Here is a 23,367-nt window from a genome sequence, read left to right as displayed (position 1 = left end):
CACACCATGCCCGACCAGTCCATCCCTCAGGCCCGCACTCCCGAGGCCCCGGCGGCGGAGCCCGTGCCCGGGGCACAGGGCATCTCCCGGCGTGCCCTGCTGGGCACCGCCGGCGCCACCGGCCTCGCGCTCGGCGCGGCCGGCGGGGCCGTGGGCTACGCCGCCGCGCCCGCCCGGGCCACCGCGCTGTCCTCGGTCGGAGCCGACCGGGTGATGTTTCACGGGAAACATCAGCCCGGCATCACCGAGGGCCTGCAGGCACGCGGCCACCTCGTCGCCTTCGACCTGGCGGCGGGCGCGGGGCGCAAGGAGGCGGCGGCTCTGCTGCGCCGCTGGTCGGCGACGGCCCAGCGACTGATGGCGGGCGAGGCGGCGCCACACGACGACACCGATGTGGCCCGGGACGCGGGCCCTTCCTCGCTGACCCTCACCTTCGGCTTCGGGCACAGCTTCTTCGGCAGGACCGGTCTGGAGAAGCAGCGGCCCGGCGCCCTCGACCCGCTGCCGGACTTCTCCTCCGACCGGCTCGACAAGGCCCGCAGCGACGGCGACCTGTGGGTGCAGATCGGCGCGAACGACGCCCTGGTCGCCTTCCACGCCCTGCGCGCGATCCAGAAGGACGCGGGCTCGGCCGCGCGGGTGCGCTGGCAGATGAACGGCTTCAACCGCAGCCCGGGCGCCACCGCCCACCCCATGACGGCTCGCAACCTGATGGGCCAGATCGACGGCACCCGCAACCCGAAACCGGCCGACGCCGACTTCGACCAGCGGATCTTCGTGCCCGCGTCGGGCGAGCCCGCATGGATGGCGAACGGCTCCTACGCCGTCGTACGCCGGATCCGCATGCTCCTGGACGACTGGGAGCAGCTCTCGCTCTCCGCCCAGGAGCAGGTCATCGGGCGCCGCAAGGCCGACGGGGCGCCGCTGTCCGGCGGTGACGAGACGACCCCGATGGACCTGGACAAGGCCGACGCCCGGGGCGAGTACGTCGTCCCCGCGAACGCGCACGCCCGGATCACCCGGCCCGACCGCAACGGCGGGGCGGCCATGCTGCGGCGCCCCTTCTCCTTCCACGACGGTATCGACGCCGACGGCACGCCCGACGCCGGTCTCCTCTTCATCTGCTGGCAGGCGGATCCGCTGCGCGGCTTCGTACCGGTGCAGCGCAAGCTCGACCGCGGCGACGCGCTGTCGAAGTTCATCCGCCACGAGTCCAGTGGGCTGTTCGCGGTGCCGGGCGGGGCGGCGAAGGGCGAGTACGTGGGGCAGCGGCTCCTGGAGGGGTGAACGGGGTTCAAACCACACGGTCGAGTGGCATTCGTGAGACGCAGACGACGGGCCTCTCCGCGGCCATTAGGGTGAGGGACATGCCAGCGAGCTATGCCTATCTCGGCCCGGAGGGCACCTTCACCGAGGTCGCCCTGCGCACGCTTCCGGAGGCGGCCACCCGGGAGCTGATCCCGTACGTGTCGGTGCAGTCCGCGCTGGACGCGGTGCGGGCCGGGGAGGCCGAGGCCGCGTTCGTGCCGATCGAGAACTCCGTCGAGGGCGGCATCACCACCACCCTGGACGAACTGGTCGCGGGCGAACCGCTGACGATCTACCGCGAGGTGCTGCTGTCCATCACCTTCGCACTGCTGGTCCGCCCCGGCACGAAGCTCACGGACATCAAGACCGTCTCCGCCCACCCCGCGGCCCAGCCGCAGGTGCGCAACTGGCTGCGCACGAACCTCCCGGACGCCGTCTGGGAGTCGGCCGCCTCCAACGCGGACGCGGCCCGCCTGGTCCAGGAGGGCCGCTACGACGCCGCTTTCGCGGGCGAGTTCGCCGCCGCCCGGTACGGTCTCGAGGCCCTGGAGACCGGGATCCACGACGCGGAGAACGCGCAGACCCGGTTCGTGCTGGTCGGCCGCCCCGCCCGACCCGCCGCCCCCACCGGTGCCGACAAGACCTCGGTGGTGCTGTGGCAGCGGGACGACCACCCCGGTGCGCTGCGCGACCTGCTCGGCGAGTTCGCCTCGCGCGGCATCAACCTCATGCTGCTGCAGTCCCGGCCGACCGGCGCCGGTATCGGCAATTACTGCTTCTGCATCGACGCCGAGGGGCACATCTCCGACCGGCGGATGGCGGAGGCGCTGACGGGGCTGAAGCGGATCTGTCTCCAGGTGCGGTTCCTCGGTTCCTATCCGCGCGCGGACATCGGGCCCGGCGAAGCCCGGCCGACGCTGCCGGGGACGTCGGACGAGGCGTTCATGGCGGCGGCCGACTGGGTGGCGCGCTGCCAGGACGGCCGGTTCTGACCGGTCGTACCTGCATACGAACGTTATCCACAGAAGTTATCCACAGGTGCCCTTCTCGACCTGGGGACAAGTCGACAGGACAGCGTCACCGGGTCGACAAATCGCCCTGCAACCCCCAGGGGCGGCCACCAGAGCGCGGGTCACCCTTCGTCCACCCGTTTCCTTTGGTTCATCTTTTGGGGCGACCGGTTTCCACCCGAAAGTGGGTGTCGACGGGGTTTGACCCGGGAATTCTTTCGTCTGCACGAGGTTTCCGGAGTGATCAATTCCGGCATCCACAGTCCTTGCACACAGCCTGTGGATAACTCTTCGGGCGGTGGGGATTTCTGTGGACAACCGGGCTCCCAAATCCCGTTCCTCCCAAGGGAATCCGGTCAACGGGACGCCCGGGACCTGCCCCGTCCCAGGGAGTGAGACACTTTTCCTTGACACGTTCGGCAATTACCGCATAACGGAACGTAGGCCGCGAATCAGAACACCCCGGAATAGGGATTCGTGAGCGGCGACCCCGCACCGGTAGCCTTGGCCCCGTGATTGACCTTCGCCTGCTCCGTGAGGACCCCGACCGTGTGCGCGCGTCCCAGCGCGCCCGTGGAGAGGACGTCGCGCTCGTCGACTCCCTCCTGTCTGCCGACGAGCGGCGCAGGTCCTCCGGCGTCCGCTTCGACGAACTGCGTGCCGAACAGAAGCAGCTCGGCAAGCTGATCCCCAAGGCCACCGCCGAGGAGAAGGCCGAGCTGCTGGGGCGTGCCGAGCAGCTGAAGGCCGACGTCAAGGCGGCCGACGCCGAGCGCGACGCGGCCGACGCCGAGACCCAGGAACTGCTGCTCCGGCTCGGCAACCTCGTCCACCCCGACGTGCCCGTCGGCGGCGAGGAGGACTTCGTCACGCTGGAGACGCACGGCACGATCCGCGACTTCGACGCCGAGGGTTTCGCGCCCAAGGACCACCTGGAGCTGGGCCAGATCCTCGGCGCGATCGACGTCGAGCGCGGCGCCAAGGTCTCCGGCTCCCGCTTCTACTTCCTCACCGGTGTCGGCGCCCTGCTGGAGCTGGCCCTGGTGAACGCGGCCCTCGCCCAGGCCACCGCGGCCGGTTTCACCCCGATGCTCACCCCGGCGCTGGTCCGCCCGCAGTCCATGGCCGGCACCGGCTTCCTCGGCCAGGCGTCCCAGGACGTCTACCACCTCGACAAGGACGACCTGTACCTGGTCGGCACCTCCGAGGTCCCGCTCGCGGCCTACCACATGGACGAGATCCTCGACGCCGACAAGCTGCCGCTGCGGTACGCGGGCTTCTCGCCCTGCTTCCGCCGCGAGGCCGGCTCGCACGGCAAGGACACCCGGGGCATCTTCCGCGTGCACCAGTTCGACAAGGTCGAGATGTTCTCGTACGTCGCGCCCGAGGACTCCCAGGCCGAGCACCAGCGCCTGCTGGAGTGGGAGAAGCAGTGGCTGACCTCGCTGGAGCTGCCGTTCCGCGTCATCGACGTCGCCTCCGGTGACCTCGGCGCCTCGGCCGCCCGCAAGTACGACTGCGAGGCGTGGATCCCGACCCAGGGCAAGTACCGCGAGCTGACCTCGACCTCGGACTGCACCGAGTTCCAGTCCCGCCGGCTGGCCATCCGGGTCCGTGACGGCAAGCAGGTCAAGCCGCTCGCCACCCTCAACGGCACGCTGTGCGCCGTACCGCGCACGATCGTGGCGATCCTGGAGAACCACCAGCAGGCCGACGGCTCCGTCCGGGTCCCCGAGGTGCTGCGCCCCTACCTGGGCGGCCGCGAGGTCCTGGAGCCGGTCGCCAAGTGACCGGTTTCCCCTACCGGCTGATCGCGACCGACCTCGACGGAACGCTGCTGCGCTCCGACGAGTCGGTTTCGCAGCGCACCCGTGACGCGCTCGCCGCGGCCACCGCGGCGGGCGCCGCGCACATCGTCGTCACCGGCCGCGCGGTCCCCTGGACCCGGCACATCCTGGACGACCTCGGCTACGACGGCCTCGCCGTCTGCGGCCAGGGAGCCCAGGTGTACGACGCCGGCGCGCACCGCCTGCTGACCTCGGTCACCCTGGACCGGCAACTCGCGGGCGTGGCCCTGGCCAAGATCGAGTCCGAGGTGGGTCCGCTGTACCTGGCGGCCAGCCGGGACGGCCTCGACGGCGAGGTACTGGTGGGTCCGGGTTACGCGGTCACGGGCGCGCTGCCCGCCACCCCGTTGGCGGACGCCTCCGACCTGTGGAGCGCCCCGCTGAACAAGATCTACATCCAGCATCCGACGCTGAGCGACGACGAGCTGGCGGAGGCCGCCCGGCAGGCGGCCGGCGGCTTCGTCACCGTGGTCCTGGCGGGCGCGGGCATCGTGGAACTCCTCCCGCTCGGCCTGTCCAAGGCCACGGGCCTGTCCCTGGCGGCCCGGCGGCTGGGCCTGAAGGCCGCCGACACGATCGCCTTCGGCGACATGCCCAACGACATCCCGATGTTCGCCTGGGCCTCCCGCGGCGTGGCCATGGCCAACGCCCACGAGGAACTGAAGGCGGTCGCCGACGAGGTCACGTCCTCCCACGAGGAGGACGGCATCGCGGTGGTCCTGGAGCGGTTGCTGGGCTGACCCCGCCGGGGCCGGCCCGGCCTGCACCGGCGCGGCCCCCGGACCGGTTGCTACATTCGACGCCCATGCGATCACGCGAGTACGACCTCGACTTCCGCGACCGCTCCGCCCGGATACGGGCCTGGGGCATCGGCCTGATGGCCGTGGCGGGGTTGCTGTGGACCTGGGTCGCCGTCCTGCTGCTCACGCCGTACGAGGTGGAGCGCGAGCCGGACGACCAGTACCCCGACAAGTGCGAGTCCCGTCTCTTCACGGACCGCGGCACCGCCAACGAGGGCCTCTACAAGGGCGACTACTGCGCCGACGAACGCGACTGGCCGGAAGCCCTGGCCGTCCTCGGCCTGTCCCTCCCCGTCTCCCTCGCCGGCGCCGTCCTCTTCACCACGGGCACGGTGAACCGCACGATGAGCGCACACGCGGAGGCGATGCGGGAACTGGACAAGATCGCGGACGCCCGGGGGGCATGATCCCGGTCCGCGGCGCCGGGTGCGAACGCGGCGTACCCCGGGCTCCGGAACCGGCCGAACCCCGGGGGCGACGTCTTGCGGAGGATGCACGGATCGAACGTGCGCGGGCTGTCGGACCCGACCACGGTTCAGCAAACCGGTGCCTTACCACTCGGCCAATCCTCCGGGTGGGCGGCCCACGCGAGAGCGACATCGCGTGCTCGAAGCGGCCGCCCCGGGCAGTTCCCCGTGCGAGCGGGCTTCACGGAGGGGTAGCGATCACTCCGGAGCCAGCCGCCGACTGCCCTGTCGGGAGCCGGGCGTACTGCCGTGCATGGACATCGCCCACCTCCACTCCCTGTACTCGGCGCCGGGACATTCCCGGCGGTCGGGGCACAACCACTCTGCCCCGCCGCCGAGTTGGCCGCCACCGAATAAAGGTCCGGGCGTAGGGCCCCTGACAACGGCCCGGAAGGAAGGCCGGAAGGGGAGGCCCGGAGGGCAGGGCCGTGGCGGCCTACTCCTCGCCCGCCAGGGTCAGCGCCCGCAGCTTCTGGCCGGCGTACCAGGTGGCGAGCGCGGTGACCGCCACCAGCAGCACGGTGGCCGTGGTCAGCCCCACCTCGGAGGTGACCAGGTTCCCGCCGGCGACCTTGTGGGCGACGGCCAGGGACCACTGCTGGACGCTCAGCGTGCGCGCACCGGGCACCAGGGAGCCGAACAGCGCCTCCCAGACCAGGGCGTAGACCAGCCCGAAGACCACCGCGTGCCGGGAGACCGTGCCCAGCAGCAGGAAGAGCGCCGAGTAGGCGATGGAGGAGACCAGCGCGGCCACCGTGTAGGCGACGGCGATCTGCTGGCCGTTGCCGTTCAGGATCAGGCCGGCGATCAGCGTGGGCAGCGCCGAGAACACCATGGTCACGGCGATGGCGACGATGAGCTTGGTGAAGATGATCGTGGGCCGTTTGAGCGGCTTGGACAGCAGGTAGACGACGGAGCCGTCGTCGATCTCCGGGCCGATCGCGCCCGTGCCGGCGATGACACCGATGATCGGCACCATGGTGGCCAGCGCGAAGCCGCCCAGTACGTCGGCGGCCGTCTGGTCGTCGGCTCCGGTCAGGGCCCGTACGGCCACGGCGATCACGATCAGCAGCAGCGGCAGCGCGCCGAGGATGAGGGCCCGACGGCGGCCGAGCAGGGCCCGGTAGGTGAGCCGGGCGACGGTGGGGTCGTACATCTTCGGCCTCCTACGCCGCGACCAGGTACGAGAAGACGGACTCCAGGGACTCGTCGGACGGCGAGACCGTGAGCAGCCGGATGCCGTGGTCCCTGGCGACCTTCGGCAGCAGGGCGGTGAAGCGGCCGAAGTCCACGGCCTGGATGCGCAACGCGCCCTCGGTCACATCGACCTCGATGCCGGACGTGGACGGGTCGGCGATCAGCGCGGCCGCGAGGGCGCGGTCGTCGCTGGAGCGCACCAGGTAGCGGTGCGGGCGGTCGGTCATCAGGCGGCGGATCCTGCGGAAGTCGCCGCTGGCCGCGTGCCGTCCGGCCACGACGACCTCGATGTGCCGGGCGAGCTGCTCGACCTCCTCGAGGATGTGCGAGGAGAACAGCACCGTGCGGCCCTCGTCGCCCATCCTGCGCAGCAGGTCCATCAGCTGCATGCGCTGGCGCGGGTCCATGCCGTTGAACGGCTCGTCCAGCAGGAGCAGGGACGGGTCGTGGACGAGGGCGCTGGCCATCTTCACTCGCTGCCGCATGCCCTTGGAGTACGTGGAGATCTTCCGGTCCTGTGCGTACTCCATCTCGACCGTGGCCAGGGCGCGCTGGGCGGCCTTGTCACCGAGGCCGTGCAACTCGGCGTTGGCGACGACGAATTCACGTCCGGTGAGGAAGTCGTACATCGCCTCCCGCTCGGGGACGATGCCGATGTGCCGGTAGATCTCCTCGTTGCGCCAGACCGGCTGCCCGTCCAGGGTGACCGTCCCGGTGGAGGGGGCGAGGAAGCCGCCCATCATGTTGATGAGGGTGGACTTTCCGGCGCCGTTCGGACCGAGCAGGCCGGTGACGCCGGGACCGATGGTCATGGTGATGTCGTTGACTGCGACGACGTTGCCGAACCAGCGGGAGACGTGGTCGATGGAGAGCGTGGTCATCAGAGGCCCACCTTCTGGTAGCGGCGGATCAGGAGGCCGTAGCAGGCGGCGATCAGGCCCAGGGCTGCCACGACGTAGAGGGCGCCCTCGCCGCCGGAGGGGCCGATCCCGCCGGGGAAGGCGGAGCTGCCGCCGAGGAAGGCGGACTGCACGCCGTCGATCAGTGTGATCGGCGAGAAGAGGCCGATCCACGGGACGGCGCTGTTGCTGTCCTGGGTGTAGGCGATGGCCTGGAGGGTGGAGACCGCGCCGTAGGAGATGGTCATCACGGCGATCACGGCGGCGATACCGAACCCGCGGCGCGGGGTGACGGCGGCGATGACCAGGCCGATTCCGGCGAAGAGCAGTGAGAGCAGGGCCACGGAGACCAGTCCCTGGGCGAATTCCTCGGTCTGGTGGGCGAAGCCCATCTTGGACAGCAGCGCACCCACGTACATCACGAGCAGCGGCGCGGCGGTCAGGACGAAGAGCGCCGAGGCGAGGGCCGCGAACTTGGCGCGGACGTAGTCGGCGGTCTCGATGGGCCGCGAGAAGTACAACGGCACCGTCTTGAACCGCAGGTCCCGGGAGACCGCCTGGGGCGCCTGGGAGGCCACGTACAGGCTGATCACGGCCTGCATGATGATCGCGTACCGGGTGTAGGGCACCGGCAGTTCGTGCGCCTTCGTGGCGACGGCGACGGCCACCATGATCGCGGCGGGGATGCACATCACCGCGAACAGCAGCATCGGCAGCACCTTGGACTTCACCGAGCGGCCGAGGCCGTAGGCGCCGCGCAGGGACTGCGAGTACAGCGAGCGGCGGGCGTAGGAACGGCCGAGGCGGGGGCCGTCGTAGCCGCGGTAGCCGATGTCGTGGATGCGGGTCTGGTCGCCGGCGGGCATTGCCGGGGGGTGCTCAACCGCCATGGCCGACGGCCTCCTTCCGCTGTTCGTCGGTGCCGGTGAACACCTCGGAGATGTGGTGCCGGCGCTGTTCCATGCGCACCAGGCCGAGGCCGAGGTCGGCGACGACGTCCCGGACGCGGTCGTACGTCTCCTCGCCGGTCGCGGTCAGCAGCAGGATGTGTCCGGCGCCGGGCAGCCCGCCGGCCTCCCCGTGCGTCTCCAGCCCGCGCGCGAGGAGCGCCTCGCGGACCGCGCGGGTGCCGTCGGGGTGGGCGTCGCTGTCGGTGACCTCGATCGCGAGGGTGGTCGTGGTCTGCGTGAAGTCGGTGGTGGAGCTGGAGCGGAGCAGCTTGCCGCCGTCGACGACGACCACGTGGTCGCAGGTGCGCTCCAGCTCGCCCAGCAGGTGCGAGGTGACCAGGACCGAGATGCCGAAGTCGGTGTGGATGCGGCGGATCAGGCCGAGCATCTCGTCGCGGCCGACCGGGTCGAGACCGTTGGTCGGCTCGTCGAGGAAGACCAGCTGCGGGTCGTGCACCAGGGCCTGGGCGAGCTTCACGCGCTGCTTCATGCCGGTCGAGTAGCCGCCGATGGGGCGGTACCGCTCCTCGTACAGGCCGACATGGCGCAGGGTGTCCGCGGTGCGCTCGCGGGCCGCGGTGGGCGGCAGTCCGGACATGCGGGCCATGTGCACGACGAACTCGGTGGCCGAGACGTCGGGCGGCAGGCAGTCGTGCTCCGGCATGTAGCCCACGCGCTCGCGGATGGCGGCACCCTTGGTGGCCACGTCGAGGCCGAGCACCTCGGCACGGCCCTCCGACGCGGGGGACAGGCCCAGCAGGATCTTGATCAGGGTGGACTTGCCGGCGCCGTTGGCTCCGACGAGTCCGGTCACACCGGGCCCGATGTCCACGGACAGCCGGTCGAGCGCGGTCACCCTGGGGAACCGCTTGCTCAGGCTTTCGGTCGCGATCACAGTCACGGCATCGACGGTAGTGATCCGGACCACGTCCGTCGTCAGACCTCAGAGCCGTTTCCCCGTCCGTCCCAGGTATTACGGGTCCCTGAGGGATCCCTACCCAAGGGTGTGCCAGAGCCCCGGGGCCGCCGTCGTCCACAGCCCTTGATCCCGCCTATTGACGCCGCCTCTAACAACTGTCACATTCACCAGTGTCAAGTTACGGACACGTACCGCGGTCGACGGACGGGTCGCAGGGCCGGCGCACGGGCCGGCGGAACGAGTCTCCGGGACTACGGACCGGTCGACGCGACGAGTCTCCGGGACGGCGGACGGCACGGCGGACGGACCGCCAGGGCGACGGGACGGGGCGGCATGACGACGGCAGTGAGCAGCGGACTCTCCGTGGAACTGGAGGGTTTCAGGCGGGTGCAGCGGCTCGCCTACGAATGCGCGGAGGCGGTCGCGGCGCGCCTCGAGCCGGGCGTGACCGAACGCGAGGCGGCGCGGATGCAGCGGGAGTGGCTGCGCGAGCGCGGGGTGCGGGACTGGTTCCACCTCCCCTTCGCCTGGTTCGGGGACCGCACGGCGTTCGTGAACTTCCGCATCCCCCTGCAGTTCTTCCCGACCGACCGCGCACTGGAGCCCGGGATGCCGTTCATCCTGGACATGGCGCCGGTGTACGAGGGGTACACGGCGGACATCGGCTACTCCGGCTCCCTGGGCGTGAACCCGGTGCAGGACCGGCTGATGGCCGACCTGGAGGCGCACCGGGAACTGATCCTGCGCGAGGTGCGCGAGCGGCGCCCGCTGCGCGAGATCTACGCGGACGTGGACCGGCTCATGGTCCGCCAGGGTTACGCCAACCGGCACCGCGCGTACCCCTTCGGCGTGATCGCCCACAAGGTGGACCGGGTGAAGCAGCGCCGCTTCTCGCCCCGCCTGTTCGGGTTCGGCACACAGTCCCTGAAGGGTCTGGCCGCCGACGCGCTGCACGGCCACCGCGAGGGCTGGTCACCGCTGTGGTCGCCGTACCGCTTCTCGGACCACCCCCCGCAGCCGGGCCTGTGGGCGGTCGAACCCCACCTCGGTTTCCGCGGGACCGGCGCGAAGTTCGAGGAGATCCTGGTGGTCACCGACTCCCGGGACCCCGAGCAGAGCGCGTTCTGGCTGGACGACGATCTGCCGCACGTGCGGCGCTGGGCGGAGGAGAAGTGACACTGGAAGGCGCGCGTGAGCGCTGGGTGCGGACCGGCGGGATCGAGCTGTGCGTGGCCGAACTGGGCGATCCGGAACAGCCGACGGTGGTGCTGGTGCACGGCTACCCGGACAGCAAGGAGGTCTGGTCCGAGGTGGCCGTACGCCTCGCCGACCGCTTCCACGTGGTGCTGTACGACGTGCGGGGCCACGGCCGCTCCACCGCACCCCGGCCGCTGCGCGGCGGCTACACCCTGGCCAAGCTCACCGACGACTTCCTCGCCGTCGTGGACGAGGTCAGCCCGGACCGCCCGGTGCACCTGGTCGGCCACGACTGGGGCTCGGTGCAGGCCTGGGAGTTCGTCACGGTCGGCCGCACCGAGGGCCGTATCGCCTCCTTCACCTCGATCTCCGGGCCGTCCCTTGACCACTTCGGGCACTGGATCAACGCGCGTGTGAAGCGTCCGACCCCCCGCCGGGTGGGCCAGCTCCTCGGCCAGGGCGCCAAGTCCTGGTACGTCTACCTGCTGCACACACCGGTCCTGCCCGAGCTGGCCTGGCGCGGCCCGCTCGGCAAGCGCTGGCCGAAGATCCTGGAGCGGGTCGAGCGGGTCCCCGGCGGCGACTACCCGACCGGCTCCCTGCCCACCGACGCGGCGCACGGCGCCTGGCTGTACCGGGACAACGTCCGCGCCCGGCTGCGCAGGCCGCGCCCGGACGCGTACGCGCACGCGCCCGTGCAGCTCATCACGCCCCAGGGCGACGCGTTCCTCTCGGAGCGGCTGTACGACGACCTGGACCGGTGGGTGCCGCAGCTGACCCGCCGCACCCTGCCGGCCAAGCACTGGATCCCGCGCACCCGGCCCGATCAGGTCGCCTCCTGGATCGGGGAATTCGTCATGTCCGTCGACGGCGGCCGTCCCGCCCGGCAGCCCGCCGGCCGCCATGCCGACCGGTTCGGCGGGCAGTTGGTGCTGGTGACCGGCGCGGGCAGCGGCATAGGCCGGGCGACGGCGTTCGCCTTCGCGGAGGCGGGCGCGCGCGTGATCGCCGTGGACCGTGACGCGGAGTCCGCGGCCCGCACCGCCGAGCTGTCCCGGCTGGTCGGCGCGCCCGAGGCCTGGGCCGAGCCGGCCGACGTCGCCGACGAGCAGGTCATGGAGAAGCTCGCGGAGAAAGTCCACCGCGAGTACGGCGTGCTCGACGTCCTGGTCAACAACGCGGGCATCGGCCTGTCGGGCTCCTTCTTCGCGACGACGACCGACGACTGGCGCAAGGTCCTGGACGTCAACCTGTGGGGCGTGATCCACGGCTGCCGGCTCTTCGGGGCACGTATGGCCGAGCGGGACCAGGGCGGCCACATCGTCAACATCGCGTCGGCGGCGGCCTACCAGCCCTCACGTGCCCTGCCGGCCTACAGCACCTCCAAGGCGGCGGTCCTGATGCTCTCCGAGTGCCTGCGCGCCGAACTGGCCGGGCAGGGCATCGGAGTCACGGCCGTCTGCCCCGGCTTCGTCAACACCAACATCACCTCCACGGCCCGCTTCACCGGCGTCGACGAGGCGGAACAGCGGCGCCGCCGGCAGAGGTCGGCCCGGTTGTACGGGCTGCGCAACTATCCGCCGGAGAAGGTGGCCGCGGCGGTCCTGGACGCCGTGGCCCACAACAAGGCGGTGGTACCGGTGACGCCGGAAGCGCGGGGAGCGCACCTGCTCTCACGGTTCGCGCCGGGACTGTTGCGGCGGGTGGCACGGGTGGAACCGCGGCTGTGACCCGGCGGGGACCGGACACCGGCCGGGGGACCTGAAGATGCCGGACCCCGCGATCCCTCGGACCTACCGCATCGAAGACCTCGCCCACCGCACGGGCACCACGGTCAGGACCATCCGCGCCTACCAGGACCGCGGCCTCCTCCCCCGCCCCGAACGCCGTGGCCGGGCCAACCTCTACTCGGACGCCCACGTCACCCGTCTCCACCAGATCGCCCACCTCCTCGACCGCGGCTACAGCCTGGCCTCGATCAAGGAACTCCTGGACGCCTGGGACACCGGCCGCGGCCTGGGCGGCGTCCTCGGACTGGTCACCGAGGTGGACGGCCCGTGGACGGACGAACAGCCCGCCCGCATCACCCGTGCCGAACTGGACGACCGCTTCGGCGGCGCCCCCGACGACGACGCCGTCGCCGAGGCGGTCGACCTGGGCGTACTGGAGCCGGTCGACGACGACCCCGACACGTTCCTGGTGCCGAGTCCCCAAGAACTCTCCGTGGCAGCGGAGTTGCACGCGGCCGGGGTACCACTGTCCGCGATCTCCGCCCACCTGCGGGAGTTGAGGACCCAGGTCGAGCACATCGCCGCCCGTTTCCTCGAGTTCACCACGGAATACGTCTTCGCCCGCTACCTGGACGACCCGGCCCGTCGCACGGATGCGCACGCGGCCGAAGCCGCCACGCTGGTCCGCCGGCTGCGCCCCCTGGCCCAGCAGACGGTGGACGCGGAACTGGCCCGTGCCATGCGCGGCTTGGCGACCAGGCACCTGCGCAACCACCTCGGCGCCGGCATGGCACCGGCAGCCCCCTCCGGCACGCGCTCCGTGGCCCTGCCGGCAGACACGATCGGCGCCGTCGAAAGGCTGGTTGGACGGGAGCGAACCGCCGAGTTCATCGCACTGGCAGCCGAACGCGAGCTTGCTGCACGTTCCTTGGACGGCCTGATCCCATCTCCGGCCGACTCAAATAATGTTCGCGAAACCCCCTGAATGGCCTATCACTTGTCCACAGCTTCGCCAATTCCCTTGTGGATAACTCCACTTGGTTGTGGATCAAACCTGTGCGCAAAAAATAGCCTGCGTGATCCACGTCTCTCCCACACCCTGGACGCATGGACGAACAGCGCACCGTGAAGGTGTCGAAGTACCTTTCCAGACACCTGCGGCACCAGCCCGAGCGCATCGGGCTCGCTCCGGACCCGGGCGGCTGGGTGGAGATCGACACCCTGATCGCCGCGGCCACGGCCCACGGCTTCGCGTTCACGCGCGAAGAACTGGACCACGTGGTCGCCACGAACGACAAACAGCGCTTCGTGATCGAAGGCACCAGAATCCGCGCCAGCCAGGGCCACAGCATCGACGTCGACCTCGGCCTGCCCCCGGCGACCCCACCGCCGTACCTCTACCACGGGACGGTCGCACGCCACCTGGACGCGATCCGCGCGGAGGGCCTGCGGCCCATGAGCCGCCACGACGTCCACCTCTCCGCCGACCGGGACACCGCCACCCGCGTGGGTGCCCGACGGGGCCGGCCCGTCGTGCTCACCGTCGACTCCGGCGCCATGCACCGGGACGGCCACGTCTTCCACATCAGCGCCAACGGAGTCTGGCTGACAGCCACCGTCCCCCCGCGTTACCTGCGCTTTCCGGGCGGCAACTGAGGGAGGGCGGGGGCGGAGGACCGCCGGGCAACTGAGGGAGGGCGGGGGCGGAAGACCGCCGGGCAACTGAGGGAGGGCGGGGGCGGAAGACCGCCGGGCAACTGAGGGGGCGGAGGCGGAAGACCGCCGGGGAGCTGAGGGAGGGCGGGGCGGAGGAAGCGCCGACGCCGAATTACGGAGCCCGCCGTCCTGCCCATTGCGTGGCCGTCCGACGACGTACGGTGACCATTTCCTTCCTTGTCAGCCGGTCCCCTTACTCTCGAACGCATGAGTCTGCGTCTGAGCACCGTGATCCTGCCCTACCGCCGCTGGAGCGAAGGCGGCCGCTCGGCCTGGGTCCGGGCGGAACAGCTCGGCTTCCACACGGCGTACACCTACGACCACCTGTCCTGGCGCAGCTTCCGTGACGGCCCCTGGTTCGGCGCGGTACCGACGCTGACCGCGGCTGCGGCGGCCACCGACCGGATGCGCCTCGGCACGCTCGTCACCTCCCCGAACTTCCGCCACCCGGTGACCCTCGCCAAGGAACTGATCTCCCTGGACGACATCTCCGGGGGCCGGATCACCCTCGGCATCGGCGCCGGTGGCACCGGCTTCGACGCCACCGCCCTCGGCCAGGAGCCCTGGACCCCGCGCGAGCGCGCCGACCGGCTCGCCGAGTTCGTGCCCCTGCTGGACCGGCTGCTCACCGAGGACGAGGTGTCGCACGAGGGCCGCTTCTACTCCGCGCACGAGGCCCGGAACATACCGGGCTGTGTGCAGCGCCCCCGGCTGCCGTTCGCGGTGGCGGCCACCGGCCCCCGCGGCCTCCGGCTAGCCGCGCGCCACGGGCAGGCGTGGGTGACCACCGGTGACCCGAAGCTCTACGAGACCGGGACCCCGGAGCAGTCCGTCGAGGCGCTGCGCGGACAGGCCGCGAAGCTGGCGGAGGCGTGCGAGGCCACCGGTCGGGACGTGGCCGAGCTGGACAAGATCCTGCTCACCGGTTTCACTCCGGACCGCGGCCGGCCGCTGGAGTCCCTGGACGCCTTCGTGGACTTCGCGGGCCGCCACCAGGAGCTGGGCTTCACCGAGATCGTGATCCACTGGCCGGTCCCGGACTCCCTCTTCGCCACGGAGGAGAAGGTCTTCGAGCGGATCGCCATGGAGGCCCTGGCCCAGCTGACCTGACCGGCGCCCGCCACAGCGGCACGAGACGTCAGCCGTGTCTCACCCGCGCGAGGCCCTGCGTCTCACCCCCGCGGGGCCCTGCGCCTCACCCGCGCGAGGCCCTGCGTCTCACCCCCGCGGGGCCCTGCACGGCCGTGCGGGGCCCTGGGCGAGAATGACCGGGTGACCTCAGCGACCAGACAGCCCGGGACCCCTGCCGCCGCCCTGCCCGCGCGGCTGATCGCCACCGACCTCGACGGCACTCTGCTGCGCGACGACAAGTCGGTCTCCCCCCGCACGGTCGCCGCACTGGCCGCCGCCGAGGAGGCCGGCATCGAGGTCTTCTTCGTCACCGGCCGGCCGGCCCGCTGGATGGACGTGGTCAGCGACCACGTGCACGGCCACGGCCTGGCCATCTGCGGCAACGGTGCCGCCGTGGTCGACCTGCACGGCGGCCCCGGCCAGCACCGGTTCGTGAAGGTGCGCGAACTGGCCCGGGAGAACGCGCTGGCCGCCGCACAGCTGCTGCGCGAGGCGGCACCCGGCACGGTGTTCGCGGTCGAGCAGACGTACGGCTTCCACCAGGAGCCGGACTACCCCAAGCTGCACATGGAGATACCGGACAACCTGCTGCCCGCCGAGGAACTGCTCGCGCCCGACGGCCCGGACGCCGATCAGCCCGTTCTCAAGATCCTCGCCTACCACCCCTCCCTCGACCCGGACGCGTTCCTGACCCTGGCCCGTCTCGCCGTCGGCGACCACGCCAACGTCACCCGCTCCAGCCCCAGCGCCCTGCTGGAACTCAGCGGCCCCGGCGTCTCCAAGGCCAGCACCCTCGCCCTCTGCTGCGCCGAGCGCGGCATCTCGCACGAGGAGGTCGTGGCCTTCGGGGACATGCCCAACGACGTCGAGATGTTGACCTGGGCCGGTCAGTCGTACGCGATGGGCAACGCACACCCGGACGTCATCGCCGCCGCGTCGGGCCGCACGGTCGCCAACAACGACGACGGCGTAGCCGTGGTGATCGAACAACTACTCGCGAACCGCGCCCGCTAGCCCCTGTCCGGCGGCTCAAGGCAGGGCCGACGGCTCAAGCAAGGCCGGTGAATCAAGCAAGGCCGGCGAATCAAGCCAGGGTCGGCGGCTCACGGCAGGGCCGGCGGATTCAGCAAGGCCGGCGGATCAGGGGAGGGCCTGCGGCTCAATCAAGGCCGGCGGATCAAGGGAGGGCCGGCTGAGCACTTCTCAGGTCCTACCCGCCCGTCACCGCACCCTCGCCCCTCGCCCCGGCTCCTGCCCGCCCGTCACCGCACCCTCGCCTCGGCTCATGTGCCCGCCAGGGACTCCGCCTGCGCCTCCCGCCGGGCCATCTCCCGCAGGGGCCCGTCCGCGGCGACCAACTGCTCGTACGGCCCACGCTGGACCACCCGGCCCGCCTCGAGCACGAGCACCTCGTCGACCGCGTCGAGCCCCGCCAGCCGGTGGGTGATCAGCAGGGTCGTACGGCCCTCCGTGGCGGCCAGCAGATCGGCGGTCAGCGCGTCGGCCGTCGGGAGGTCCAGATGTTCGGCGGGCTCGTCGAGCACCAGGACGGGGAAGTCGGCCAGCAGTGCGCGGGCCAGCGCCAGCCGCTGCCGCTGCCCGCCGGACAGCCGCGCCCCGTGCTCACCGACCAGCGTGTCCAGGCCGTCGGGCAGCGAGTCCACCCAGCCCAGCAGCCGGGCCCGGGCCAGCGCCCCGCGCAGCTCCGCTTCGGTGGCGTCCTTCCTGGCCAGCAGCAGGTTCTCGCGGACCGAGCTGTCGAAGAGGTGCGCGTCCTGGGCACAGAGTCCGACGAGCCGCCGTACGTCGTCACCGGCCAGCTCGTACGCGTCCACACCGGCGAGCGTGTACGAGCCCGCCTCCGGGTCGAGGAAGCGCAACAGCACCTGGGCGAGGGTCGTCTTGCCGGAACCGGAGGCCCCGACCACCGCGACCCGGCGCCCCTGTTCCAGCGTCAGGTCCAGCCCGGCGAGCGCCTCTCGCCGCTGCCCCCCGTACCGCGCGGCCAGCCCCTTGACGGCCAACGGGAACGGCGACGCGGGCGCCTGCCGGGGACGCTCGGGTTCGCGCACGGGGTCGGGGGAGTCCAGCACCTCGTACACGCGCTCCGCGCTGCGCCGCACCCGCTGCCGGTACCGCACGGCGAGCGGCAGCCCGAGGACGGCCTCGAAGGCGGCCAGGGGAGTGAGGACGATCACGGCCATCGCCACCCCGTCGAGGCGCCCCGCCGCCACCGCTCGCGCACCCAGGAGCGCGGTCGCCGTGACGGTCAGCCCGGAGACCAATGCGGTCAGCCCGTCACCGAGCCCGGTGACGGTGGCGGCGCGGGCGGCGATCCGGGTGAGGGTGGCGTCGGCGCGCCGGGCCGCTTCCCGCCGGGCGGGCAGCGCACCGGCGACGGTCAGCTCGGCGGTGCCGGTGAGGAGGTCGGTCACGCGGGTCGCGAGCACGCCGCGGGCGGGGGCGAGGCGCCGCTCCGTCCGCCGGGCCGCCACCGCGGTCAGCAGGGGGACACCGACGCCGGCCGCCAGGAGGCCCGCCGCGAGGACCGCCCCGGCCTCGGGCAGCAGCCAGGCCGTGAAGCCCACGGAGGCGGCGGAGACGGCCAGGGCGACTCCGGCGGGCAGCAGCCAGCGCAGCCAGTAGTCCTGGAACGCGTCCACGTCGGCCACCAGCCGGGTGAGCAGATCACCGCGCCGGGCGCTGCGCAGCCCGGCGGGGGCGAGACGCTCCAGGCGCCGGAACACGGCGACCCGGGTGTCGGCCAGCATCCGCAGGACGGCGTCGTGCGACACCAGCCGCTCCGCGTACCGGAAGACGGCCCGCCCGATCCCGAAGGTACGGGTGGCGGTCACGGCCACCATCAGATACAGCACCGGCGGCTGTTGCGAAGCCCGAGATATCAGCCAGCCGGAGGTCGCCATCAGTCCGACAGCACTCCCGACCGCCAGGCTGCCGAGCCCCCACCCGGCCCCGAGCCGCCCCCACCAGGCCGTACCCCCCATCCGAATCCGCCGCAGCACACCCCCACGCCCCGAGCCCCCAAACCCCCGGCCCCCCACCGGCCCCCCAACCAGCCCACCGAACCGGTCCCCCTCAGATTCGCCTTCCAGCCCACGGAGCCGAAGCCGATCACCCTCCGACCCGCCATCCAGCCCACCGAGGCGAAGCCGATCACCCACCGGCCCCCCAACCAGCCCACCGAACCGGTCCCCTTCAGGCCCGCCTTCCAGCCGACCGAGTCGGGTGGCGGGTGGGCGAGGGCGGGGGTCCAGGGGGCGGAGCCCCCTGGTCGGGTGACCGTCCCCCGGGTGCCTCACCAACTCGGCGTCTTCGAGCACCGCACCGTCACGCCCCGCATCGTCACACCCCGCACCTCCCAGCCGTACCACCCTGTCGGCCACCCCCAACAACGCCGGCCGATGCACCACAACCACCACGGTCCGCCCCACCGCAAGCCTCCGCACCGCCGCAACGACGTCCCCTTCGGTCCCCCCGTCCAACGCAGCCGTCGGCTCATCCAGCACCAGCACAGGCCGGTCCGCAAGAAACGCCCGAGCCAACGCGAGCCGCTGCCGCTGCCCCGCCGACAGCCCGGCCCCGTCCTCCCCGAGCACGGTGTCGACCCCCTCCGGCAGCGACTCCACGAACTCCCACGCCCCCGCGTCCCGCAGAGCACGACGCACGGCCGCGTCATCCGCCTCAGGCCGGGCCAACCGCACGTTCTCCGCGATGCTCCCGGCGTACAGGTGCGGCCGCTGCGGCACCCACGCGATCCGGGACCGCCACTCCTCCATGTCAAGTCCGGCAAGATCGGCTCCCCCGATCCGGACCCGCCCCTCGGTCGGCCGTACGAAGCCGAGCAGCACGCTCAGCAGCGTCGACTTGCCCACCCCGCTCGGCCCGACCAGCGCCACGGTCTCCCCCGGCTCGACGGTGAAGGACACATCGGTGACCGCATCCTCCGACCGCCCGGGATAACGGACACCGACCCTTTCGAACGCCAGCGCACCGACGGGCACCGTGCCGGAACCGGACGCCGGCACCGGCGCCTCCAGCACGGCGAAGATCTCCTCCGCCGCGGCAAGCCCCTCCGCCGCCGCGTGATACTGCGTTCCCACCTGCCGCAACGGCAGATACGCCTCGGGTGCCAGCACCAGGATGACCAGCCCGACGTACAGATCCATGTCGCCGTGGACGAGCCGCATCCCGATCGTCACAGCGACCAGGGCGACGGACAGCGTGGCGAGCAACTCCAGCGCGAACGAAGAGAGGAAAGCGATCCGCAGCGTCCGCAGAGTGGCCTGCCGGTACTCCCCGGTGATCCGTCGGATCGACGCGGCCTGCGCCTTGGCCCGGCCGAACACCTTCAGCGTGGGCAGTCCCGCGACCACGTCCAGGAAGTGCCCGGACAACCGGGACAACAGTTGCCACTGACGTTCCATCCGGGACTCGGTCACCCAGCCGATCAGCGCCATGAAGAGCGGAATCAACGGCAGGGTGCCGGCGATGATCGCCGCCGACACCCAGTCCTCGGTGACGATCCGGGCCAGCACCGCCACCGGCACGACCACCGCAAGCCCCAACTGCGGGAGGTAGCGCGAGAAATAGTCGTCCAGGGCGTCGACCCCGCGCGTGGCCAGGGTGACGAGCGACCCGGTCCGCTGTCCGCTCAGCCACCCGGGCCCGAGTGCCGCCGCCCGGTCGAGGAGCCGCCCCCGCAGTTCCGACTTCACTGCAGCGCTCGCCCGGTGCGCAGCGAGTTCAGTGAGCCACGCGACAGCGCCTCGCCCGACGGCCACCGCCGCCAACAGCTCCAGGGGAGTGGCCAGTTCACCCGCCGACCGCCCGTGCTGGAACACCCCGACGACGATCTCGGCGACCAGCATCGCCTGGGCGATGACCAGCCCGGCACCGACGGCGCCCAGACCGACGACCGCCACGAGGAAGAACCGCGTGGCGCGGGCGTATCGCAGAAGACGGGGATCGATGGGTTTCACGTGAAACCTGCCCTTCGGCCCAGAGGGTGTGTTTCACGTGAAACACACCCTCGGCGGACTCAGTGCGCGGCGCCGGCCGCAGCGTCGGGAGCGATGTGCTGCGTGCCGATCCGCTTGCGGAACACCCAGTAGGTCCAGCCCTGGTAGAGCACCACGAGCGGTGTCGCGATACCCGCCAGCCAGGTCATGATCTTCAGGGTGTACGGGCTCGACGAGGCGTTGGTGACCGTCAGGCTCCAGTCCCCGTCGAGGGTGGACGGCATGACGTTCGGGAACAGCGACAGGAAGAGCATCGCCACGGCGGCCACGATGGTGATGCCGGACAGGGCGAACGCCCATCCCTCCCGCCCGGCCTGGTTGGCGACCAGGGCGGCCACCAGAGCGGCCACCGACACGACCAGGGCCACGAGGCTCTTGCCGTCACCGCTGTCGGCCTGCGTCCACAGCAGGAACGCGAGCGCCACGACCGCGGCGACGACACCGACCCACCGGGCCAGCTTCCGCGCCCGCACCCGGATGTCCCCCACCGTCTTGAGCGCGGTGAACACCGCCCCGTGGAAGGTGAACAGGGTGAGCGTGACCAGGCCCCCGAGCAAGGCGTAGGGGTTGAGCAGGTCCCACACGCTGCCGACGTACTCGAAGTGCTGGTCGATCTTCACTCCCCGCACGATGTTCCCGAAGGCCACGCCCCACAGGAACGCCGGGAGCAGAGAGCACCAGAAGATCGCCGTCTCCCAGTTGCGCTGCCAGTTCTCCTCGGGCCGCTTGACGCGGTACTCGAAGGCGACACCCCGGACGATCAGGCAGACCAGGATGAGCAGCAGGGGCAGGTAGAAGCCTGAGAAGAGGGTGGCGTACCACTCCGGGAAGGCGGCGAAAGTCGCCCCGCCCGCGGTGAGCAGCCACACCTCGTTGCCGTCCCAGACCGGACCGATGGTGTTGATCAGCACCCGGCGCTCGGGGCGGTTGCGGGCCAGCAGCTTGGTGAGGATGCCGACCCCGAAGTCGAAGCCCTCCAGGAAGAAGTAGCCGGTCCACAGGACGGCGATCAGGACGAACCAGACGTCGTGAAGTTCCATGACTGTCCCCTCGGCCTAGTACGAGAAGGCCATCGGCTTGTCGGCGTCACGGGTGTCGCCGCCGATCTTCGTGGGCGGGTTGAGGTCGGCCTCGGTCAGCTCGGGCGGGCCGGCCTTGATGTACTTCGCGAGCAGCTTCACCTCGACCACGGCGAGGACGGCGTACAGCGCGGTGAAGACGATCATCGAGGTGAGGACCTCGCCCTGGGAGACACCGGGGGAGACCGCGTCCCTGGTCTGCAGGACGCCGTAGACGACCCACGGCTGGCGGCCCATCTCGGTGAAGATCCAGCCCCAGGAGTTGGCGATCAGCGGGAAGGCCATGGTCCAGGTCGCTATCCGCCAGCACCAGGGGGCGAGCTTCGGGCTCAGCGCCTCGTTCCGGAACAGCACCAGGTGTGGCACCTCGTCGTCGCCGACCCGCAGGGCCTGCGGCAGCATGAACTTCTTCCGGGTCAGCCACAGTCCGGCAAGGCCGATCAGGAAGGAGGTCATGCCGAAGCCGATCATCCAGCGGAAGCCCCAGAAGGCGACCGGGATGTTGGGCCGGTAGTCGCCGGGGCCGAACTTCTCCTGTTCGGCCTTGTTCACGTCGTTGATGCCGGGGACGTACGAGGAGAAGCTGTCGTCCGCGAGGAAGGACAGCAGGCCGGGGACCTCGATGGCCACGGTGTTGTGGCCCTTCTCGACGTCGCCGTAGGCGAAGATCGAGAAGGGTGCCGGCTTCTGGCCGTCCCACAGCGCCTCGGCGGCGGCCATCTTCATCGGCTGCTGCTTGAACATGACCTTGCCGAGGGTGTCGCCGCTGACCGCGGTGAGCAGACCGGCGATGGCCACGGTGACGAGGCCGAGCCGCAGCGAGGTCTTCATCTCGCGGATGTGCTTCTTGCGAGCCAGGTGGTAGGCGGCGATGCCCACCATGAAGGCACCACCGGTCAGGAAAGCCGCGGACAGGGTGTGAAAGGCCTGGCTGAGGGCGGTGTTCTGGGTCAGCACCGCCCAGAAGTCGGTCAGCTCGGCCCGGCCCTTCTCCTTGTTGATCTTGTAGCCGACGGGGTGCTGCATCCAGGAGTTGGCCGCGAGGATGAAGTACGCCGAAAGGATCGTGCCGATCGAGACCAGCCAGATGCAGGCCAGATGGATCTTCTTGGGCAGCTTGTCCCAACCGAAGATCCACAGCCCGATGAAGGTGGACTCGAAGAAGAACGCGATCAGCGCCTCGAAGGCGAGCGGAGCACCGAAGATGTCACCGACGAACCGCGAGTAGTCCGACCAGTTCATGCCGAACTGGAACTCCTGGACGATGCCGGTGACCACGCCCATCGCGATGTTGATCAGGAAGAGCTTGCCCCAGAACTTGGTGGCTCTGAGGTACTTCTCCTTCTCCGTGCGCACCCAGGCCGTCTGCAGCCCGGCCGTGAGGGCGGCCAGGGAGATCGTGAGCGGGACGAACAGGAAGTGGTAGACGGTGGTGATGCCGAACTGCCAGCGCGCCAGTGTCTCCGGCGCCAAAGCCAGGTGCACGTCGTCACTCTCCTTACTACGCCGAGGTACAGCGGCGGTTTGCCCCGCCTGTCACGGACACACCGGGCAAACGAGACACGCTTGTGAACGCGTTCACATTCACAAGCCATTATGACGCACTGATTTTCTGCAATCGAAGGGGGGTCCACCCTCTGCCTTCGCGTCAAGACCTTGGCAGCGACTTCAACATCTTGTTGAATTGCGCGCCATGCAGATACGCATTTCCTGGCCCGCGGGCAACATCACCGCGACCCTCGACGCACGCACACCGACCACCCAGGCTCTCGTCAAGGCACTGCCGCTGACTTCCACCGCGCGCACATGGGGTGAGGAGGTGTATTTCGACACAGGCGTCTCGGTTTCACGTGAAACGGACGCCCGACAGGTGGTGGAACCGGGCACGGTGGCCTTCTGGACCGACGGCGACGCGCTCGCCCTGCCGTTCGGGCCCACACCGATCTCGCGAGGCGACGAGTGCCGCCTCGCGAGTCCCTGCAATGTCCTCGGCAGCTTGGACGGGAACGCCGACCTCCTGGCGACCGTACGAGCCGGTGATCCCATCCGTGTGGAGCTGATCGAGGAGTAGAGCTGCC

Annotated in this window: 19 protein-coding genes and 1 tRNA gene; 12 read left to right on the top strand and 8 right to left on the bottom strand. The window is 70.9% G+C overall.

The window, feature by feature from the left end:
* Positions 1-6: 6 nt before the first annotated feature.
* From efeB to JK359_RS15205, 5 genes are all read left to right on the top strand, one after another.
* Positions 7-1,287, top strand: coding sequence for an iron uptake transporter deferrochelatase/peroxidase subunit (efeB, locus tag JK359_RS15225; RefSeq protein ID WP_201835847.1), 1,281 nt, complete (start codon positions 7-9; stop codon positions 1,285-1,287).
* 80 nt (positions 1,288-1,367) lie between these two features.
* On the top strand, positions 1,368-2,300 hold the full coding sequence (gene pheA / locus JK359_RS15220) for a prephenate dehydratase (RefSeq protein WP_201835845.1): 933 nt from the start codon (positions 1,368-1,370) through the stop codon (positions 2,298-2,300).
* Between the two features lie 530 nt (positions 2,301-2,830).
* Positions 2,831-4,108 (top strand): serine--tRNA ligase, encoded by a 1,278-nt coding sequence (gene serS, locus JK359_RS15215; RefSeq protein ID WP_201835843.1) that lies wholly within the window; start codon positions 2,831-2,833, stop codon positions 4,106-4,108.
* Positions 4,105-4,905: an HAD family hydrolase gene (locus JK359_RS15210; protein WP_201835842.1), complete on the top strand. Its 801-nt coding sequence runs from the start codon at positions 4,105-4,107 to the stop codon at positions 4,903-4,905. The genes serS and JK359_RS15210 overlap by 4 nt, the downstream gene beginning before the upstream one ends.
* Before the next feature lie 65 nt (positions 4,906-4,970).
* Positions 4,971-5,372 carry a hypothetical protein gene (locus JK359_RS15205; RefSeq protein ID WP_201835841.1) on the top strand — a complete coding sequence of 134 codons (402 nt, stop codon included), beginning with the start codon at positions 4,971-4,973 and terminating at the stop codon, positions 5,370-5,372.
* A gap of 78 nt (positions 5,373-5,450) precedes the next feature.
* Here the strand turns inward: JK359_RS15205 and JK359_RS15200 are convergent.
* The 5 genes from JK359_RS15200 to JK359_RS15180 all read right to left on the bottom strand — a co-directional run bounded on the left by JK359_RS15200 (position 5,451) and on the right by JK359_RS15180 (position 9,373).
* Positions 5,451-5,537, bottom strand: a tRNA-Ser gene (locus JK359_RS15200).
* A gap of 331 nt (positions 5,538-5,868) precedes the next feature.
* Complete coding sequence (locus JK359_RS15195; RefSeq protein ID WP_201835840.1) at positions 5,869-6,588, bottom strand: ABC transporter permease subunit; 720 nt, start codon at positions 6,586-6,588, stop codon at positions 5,869-5,871.
* Positions 6,589-6,598: 10 nt separating this feature from the next.
* Entirely contained in the window at positions 6,599-7,510 is a 912-nt protein-coding gene (locus JK359_RS15190) for an ABC transporter ATP-binding protein (RefSeq protein WP_201835839.1), read from the bottom strand.
* Entirely contained in the window at positions 7,510-8,418 is a 909-nt protein-coding gene (locus tag JK359_RS15185) for an ABC transporter permease subunit (RefSeq protein WP_201835838.1), read from the bottom strand. The genes JK359_RS15190 and JK359_RS15185 overlap by 1 nt, the downstream gene beginning before the upstream one ends.
* Positions 8,408-9,373 (bottom strand): ABC transporter ATP-binding protein, encoded by a 966-nt coding sequence (locus tag JK359_RS15180; protein ID WP_201836049.1) that lies wholly within the window; start codon positions 9,371-9,373, stop codon positions 8,408-8,410. The genes JK359_RS15185 and JK359_RS15180 overlap by 11 nt, the downstream gene beginning before the upstream one ends.
* A 357-nt stretch (positions 9,374-9,730) precedes the next feature.
* Between JK359_RS15180 and JK359_RS15175 the strand changes: the two genes are divergently transcribed.
* The 6 genes from JK359_RS15175 (at position 9,731) to JK359_RS15150 (ending at position 16,185) form a co-directional block, all read left to right on the top strand.
* Entirely contained in the window at positions 9,731-10,573 is an 843-nt protein-coding gene (locus JK359_RS15175; protein WP_201835837.1) for a M24 family metallopeptidase, read from the top strand.
* Positions 10,570-12,324: an SDR family oxidoreductase gene (locus JK359_RS15170; RefSeq protein WP_201835836.1), complete on the top strand. Its 1,755-nt coding sequence runs from the start codon at positions 10,570-10,572 to the stop codon at positions 12,322-12,324. Before JK359_RS15175 ends, JK359_RS15170 begins: the two co-directional genes overlap by 4 nt.
* Before the next feature lie 37 nt (positions 12,325-12,361).
* Positions 12,362-13,309: a MerR family transcriptional regulator gene (locus tag JK359_RS15165; RefSeq protein WP_201835834.1), complete on the top strand. Its 948-nt coding sequence runs from the start codon at positions 12,362-12,364 to the stop codon at positions 13,307-13,309.
* 122 nt (positions 13,310-13,431) lie between these two features.
* Positions 13,432-13,980 carry an RNA 2'-phosphotransferase gene (locus tag JK359_RS15160; protein WP_201835832.1) on the top strand — a complete coding sequence of 183 codons (549 nt, stop codon included), beginning with the start codon at positions 13,432-13,434 and terminating at the stop codon, positions 13,978-13,980.
* A 267-nt stretch (positions 13,981-14,247) separates the two neighbouring features.
* Positions 14,248-15,150 (top strand): LLM class flavin-dependent oxidoreductase, encoded by a 903-nt coding sequence (locus tag JK359_RS15155; RefSeq protein WP_201835830.1) that lies wholly within the window; start codon positions 14,248-14,250, stop codon positions 15,148-15,150.
* A 162-nt stretch (positions 15,151-15,312) separates the two neighbouring features.
* Complete coding sequence (locus JK359_RS15150) at positions 15,313-16,185, top strand: Cof-type HAD-IIB family hydrolase (RefSeq protein ID WP_201835828.1); 873 nt, start codon at positions 15,313-15,315, stop codon at positions 16,183-16,185.
* Positions 16,186-16,454: 269 nt separating this feature from the next.
* On the opposite strand, the gene cydD is transcribed toward JK359_RS15150, so the two are convergent.
* The 3 genes from cydD to JK359_RS15135 are packed head-to-tail and all read right to left on the bottom strand — an operon-like array spanning position 16,455 to position 22,774.
* The gene (cydD, locus tag JK359_RS15145; protein WP_201835826.1) at positions 16,455-20,171 is read right to left on the bottom strand and encodes a thiol reductant ABC exporter subunit CydD; all 3,717 of its coding nucleotides are present in this window, start codon (positions 20,169-20,171) and stop codon (positions 16,455-16,457) included.
* Between the two features lie 59 nt (positions 20,172-20,230).
* The gene (cydB, locus tag JK359_RS15140; protein ID WP_201835824.1) at positions 20,231-21,250 is read right to left on the bottom strand and encodes a cytochrome d ubiquinol oxidase subunit II; all 1,020 of its coding nucleotides are present in this window, start codon (positions 21,248-21,250) and stop codon (positions 20,231-20,233) included.
* Between the two features lie 15 nt (positions 21,251-21,265).
* Positions 21,266-22,774: a cytochrome ubiquinol oxidase subunit I gene (locus JK359_RS15135; protein WP_201835822.1), complete on the bottom strand. Its 1,509-nt coding sequence runs from the start codon at positions 22,772-22,774 to the stop codon at positions 21,266-21,268.
* A gap of 208 nt (positions 22,775-22,982) precedes the next feature.
* On the opposite strand from JK359_RS15135, the gene JK359_RS15130 reads away from it, so the two are divergent.
* Positions 22,983-23,360 carry a cyclophilin-like fold protein gene (locus tag JK359_RS15130; protein ID WP_201836047.1) on the top strand — a complete coding sequence of 126 codons (378 nt, stop codon included), beginning with the start codon at positions 22,983-22,985 and terminating at the stop codon, positions 23,358-23,360.
* The last annotated feature ends 7 nt before the right edge of the window (positions 23,361-23,367 follow it).

Origin of the sequence: Streptomyces actinomycinicus, assembly GCF_016741775.1 — a bacterium.
Taxonomy (GTDB): domain Bacteria; phylum Actinomycetota; class Actinomycetes; order Streptomycetales; family Streptomycetaceae; genus Streptomyces; species Streptomyces actinomycinicus.
The sequence above is the reverse complement of the archived record's forward strand: the minus strand, read 5'-3'. Positions and strand labels throughout refer to the sequence as shown.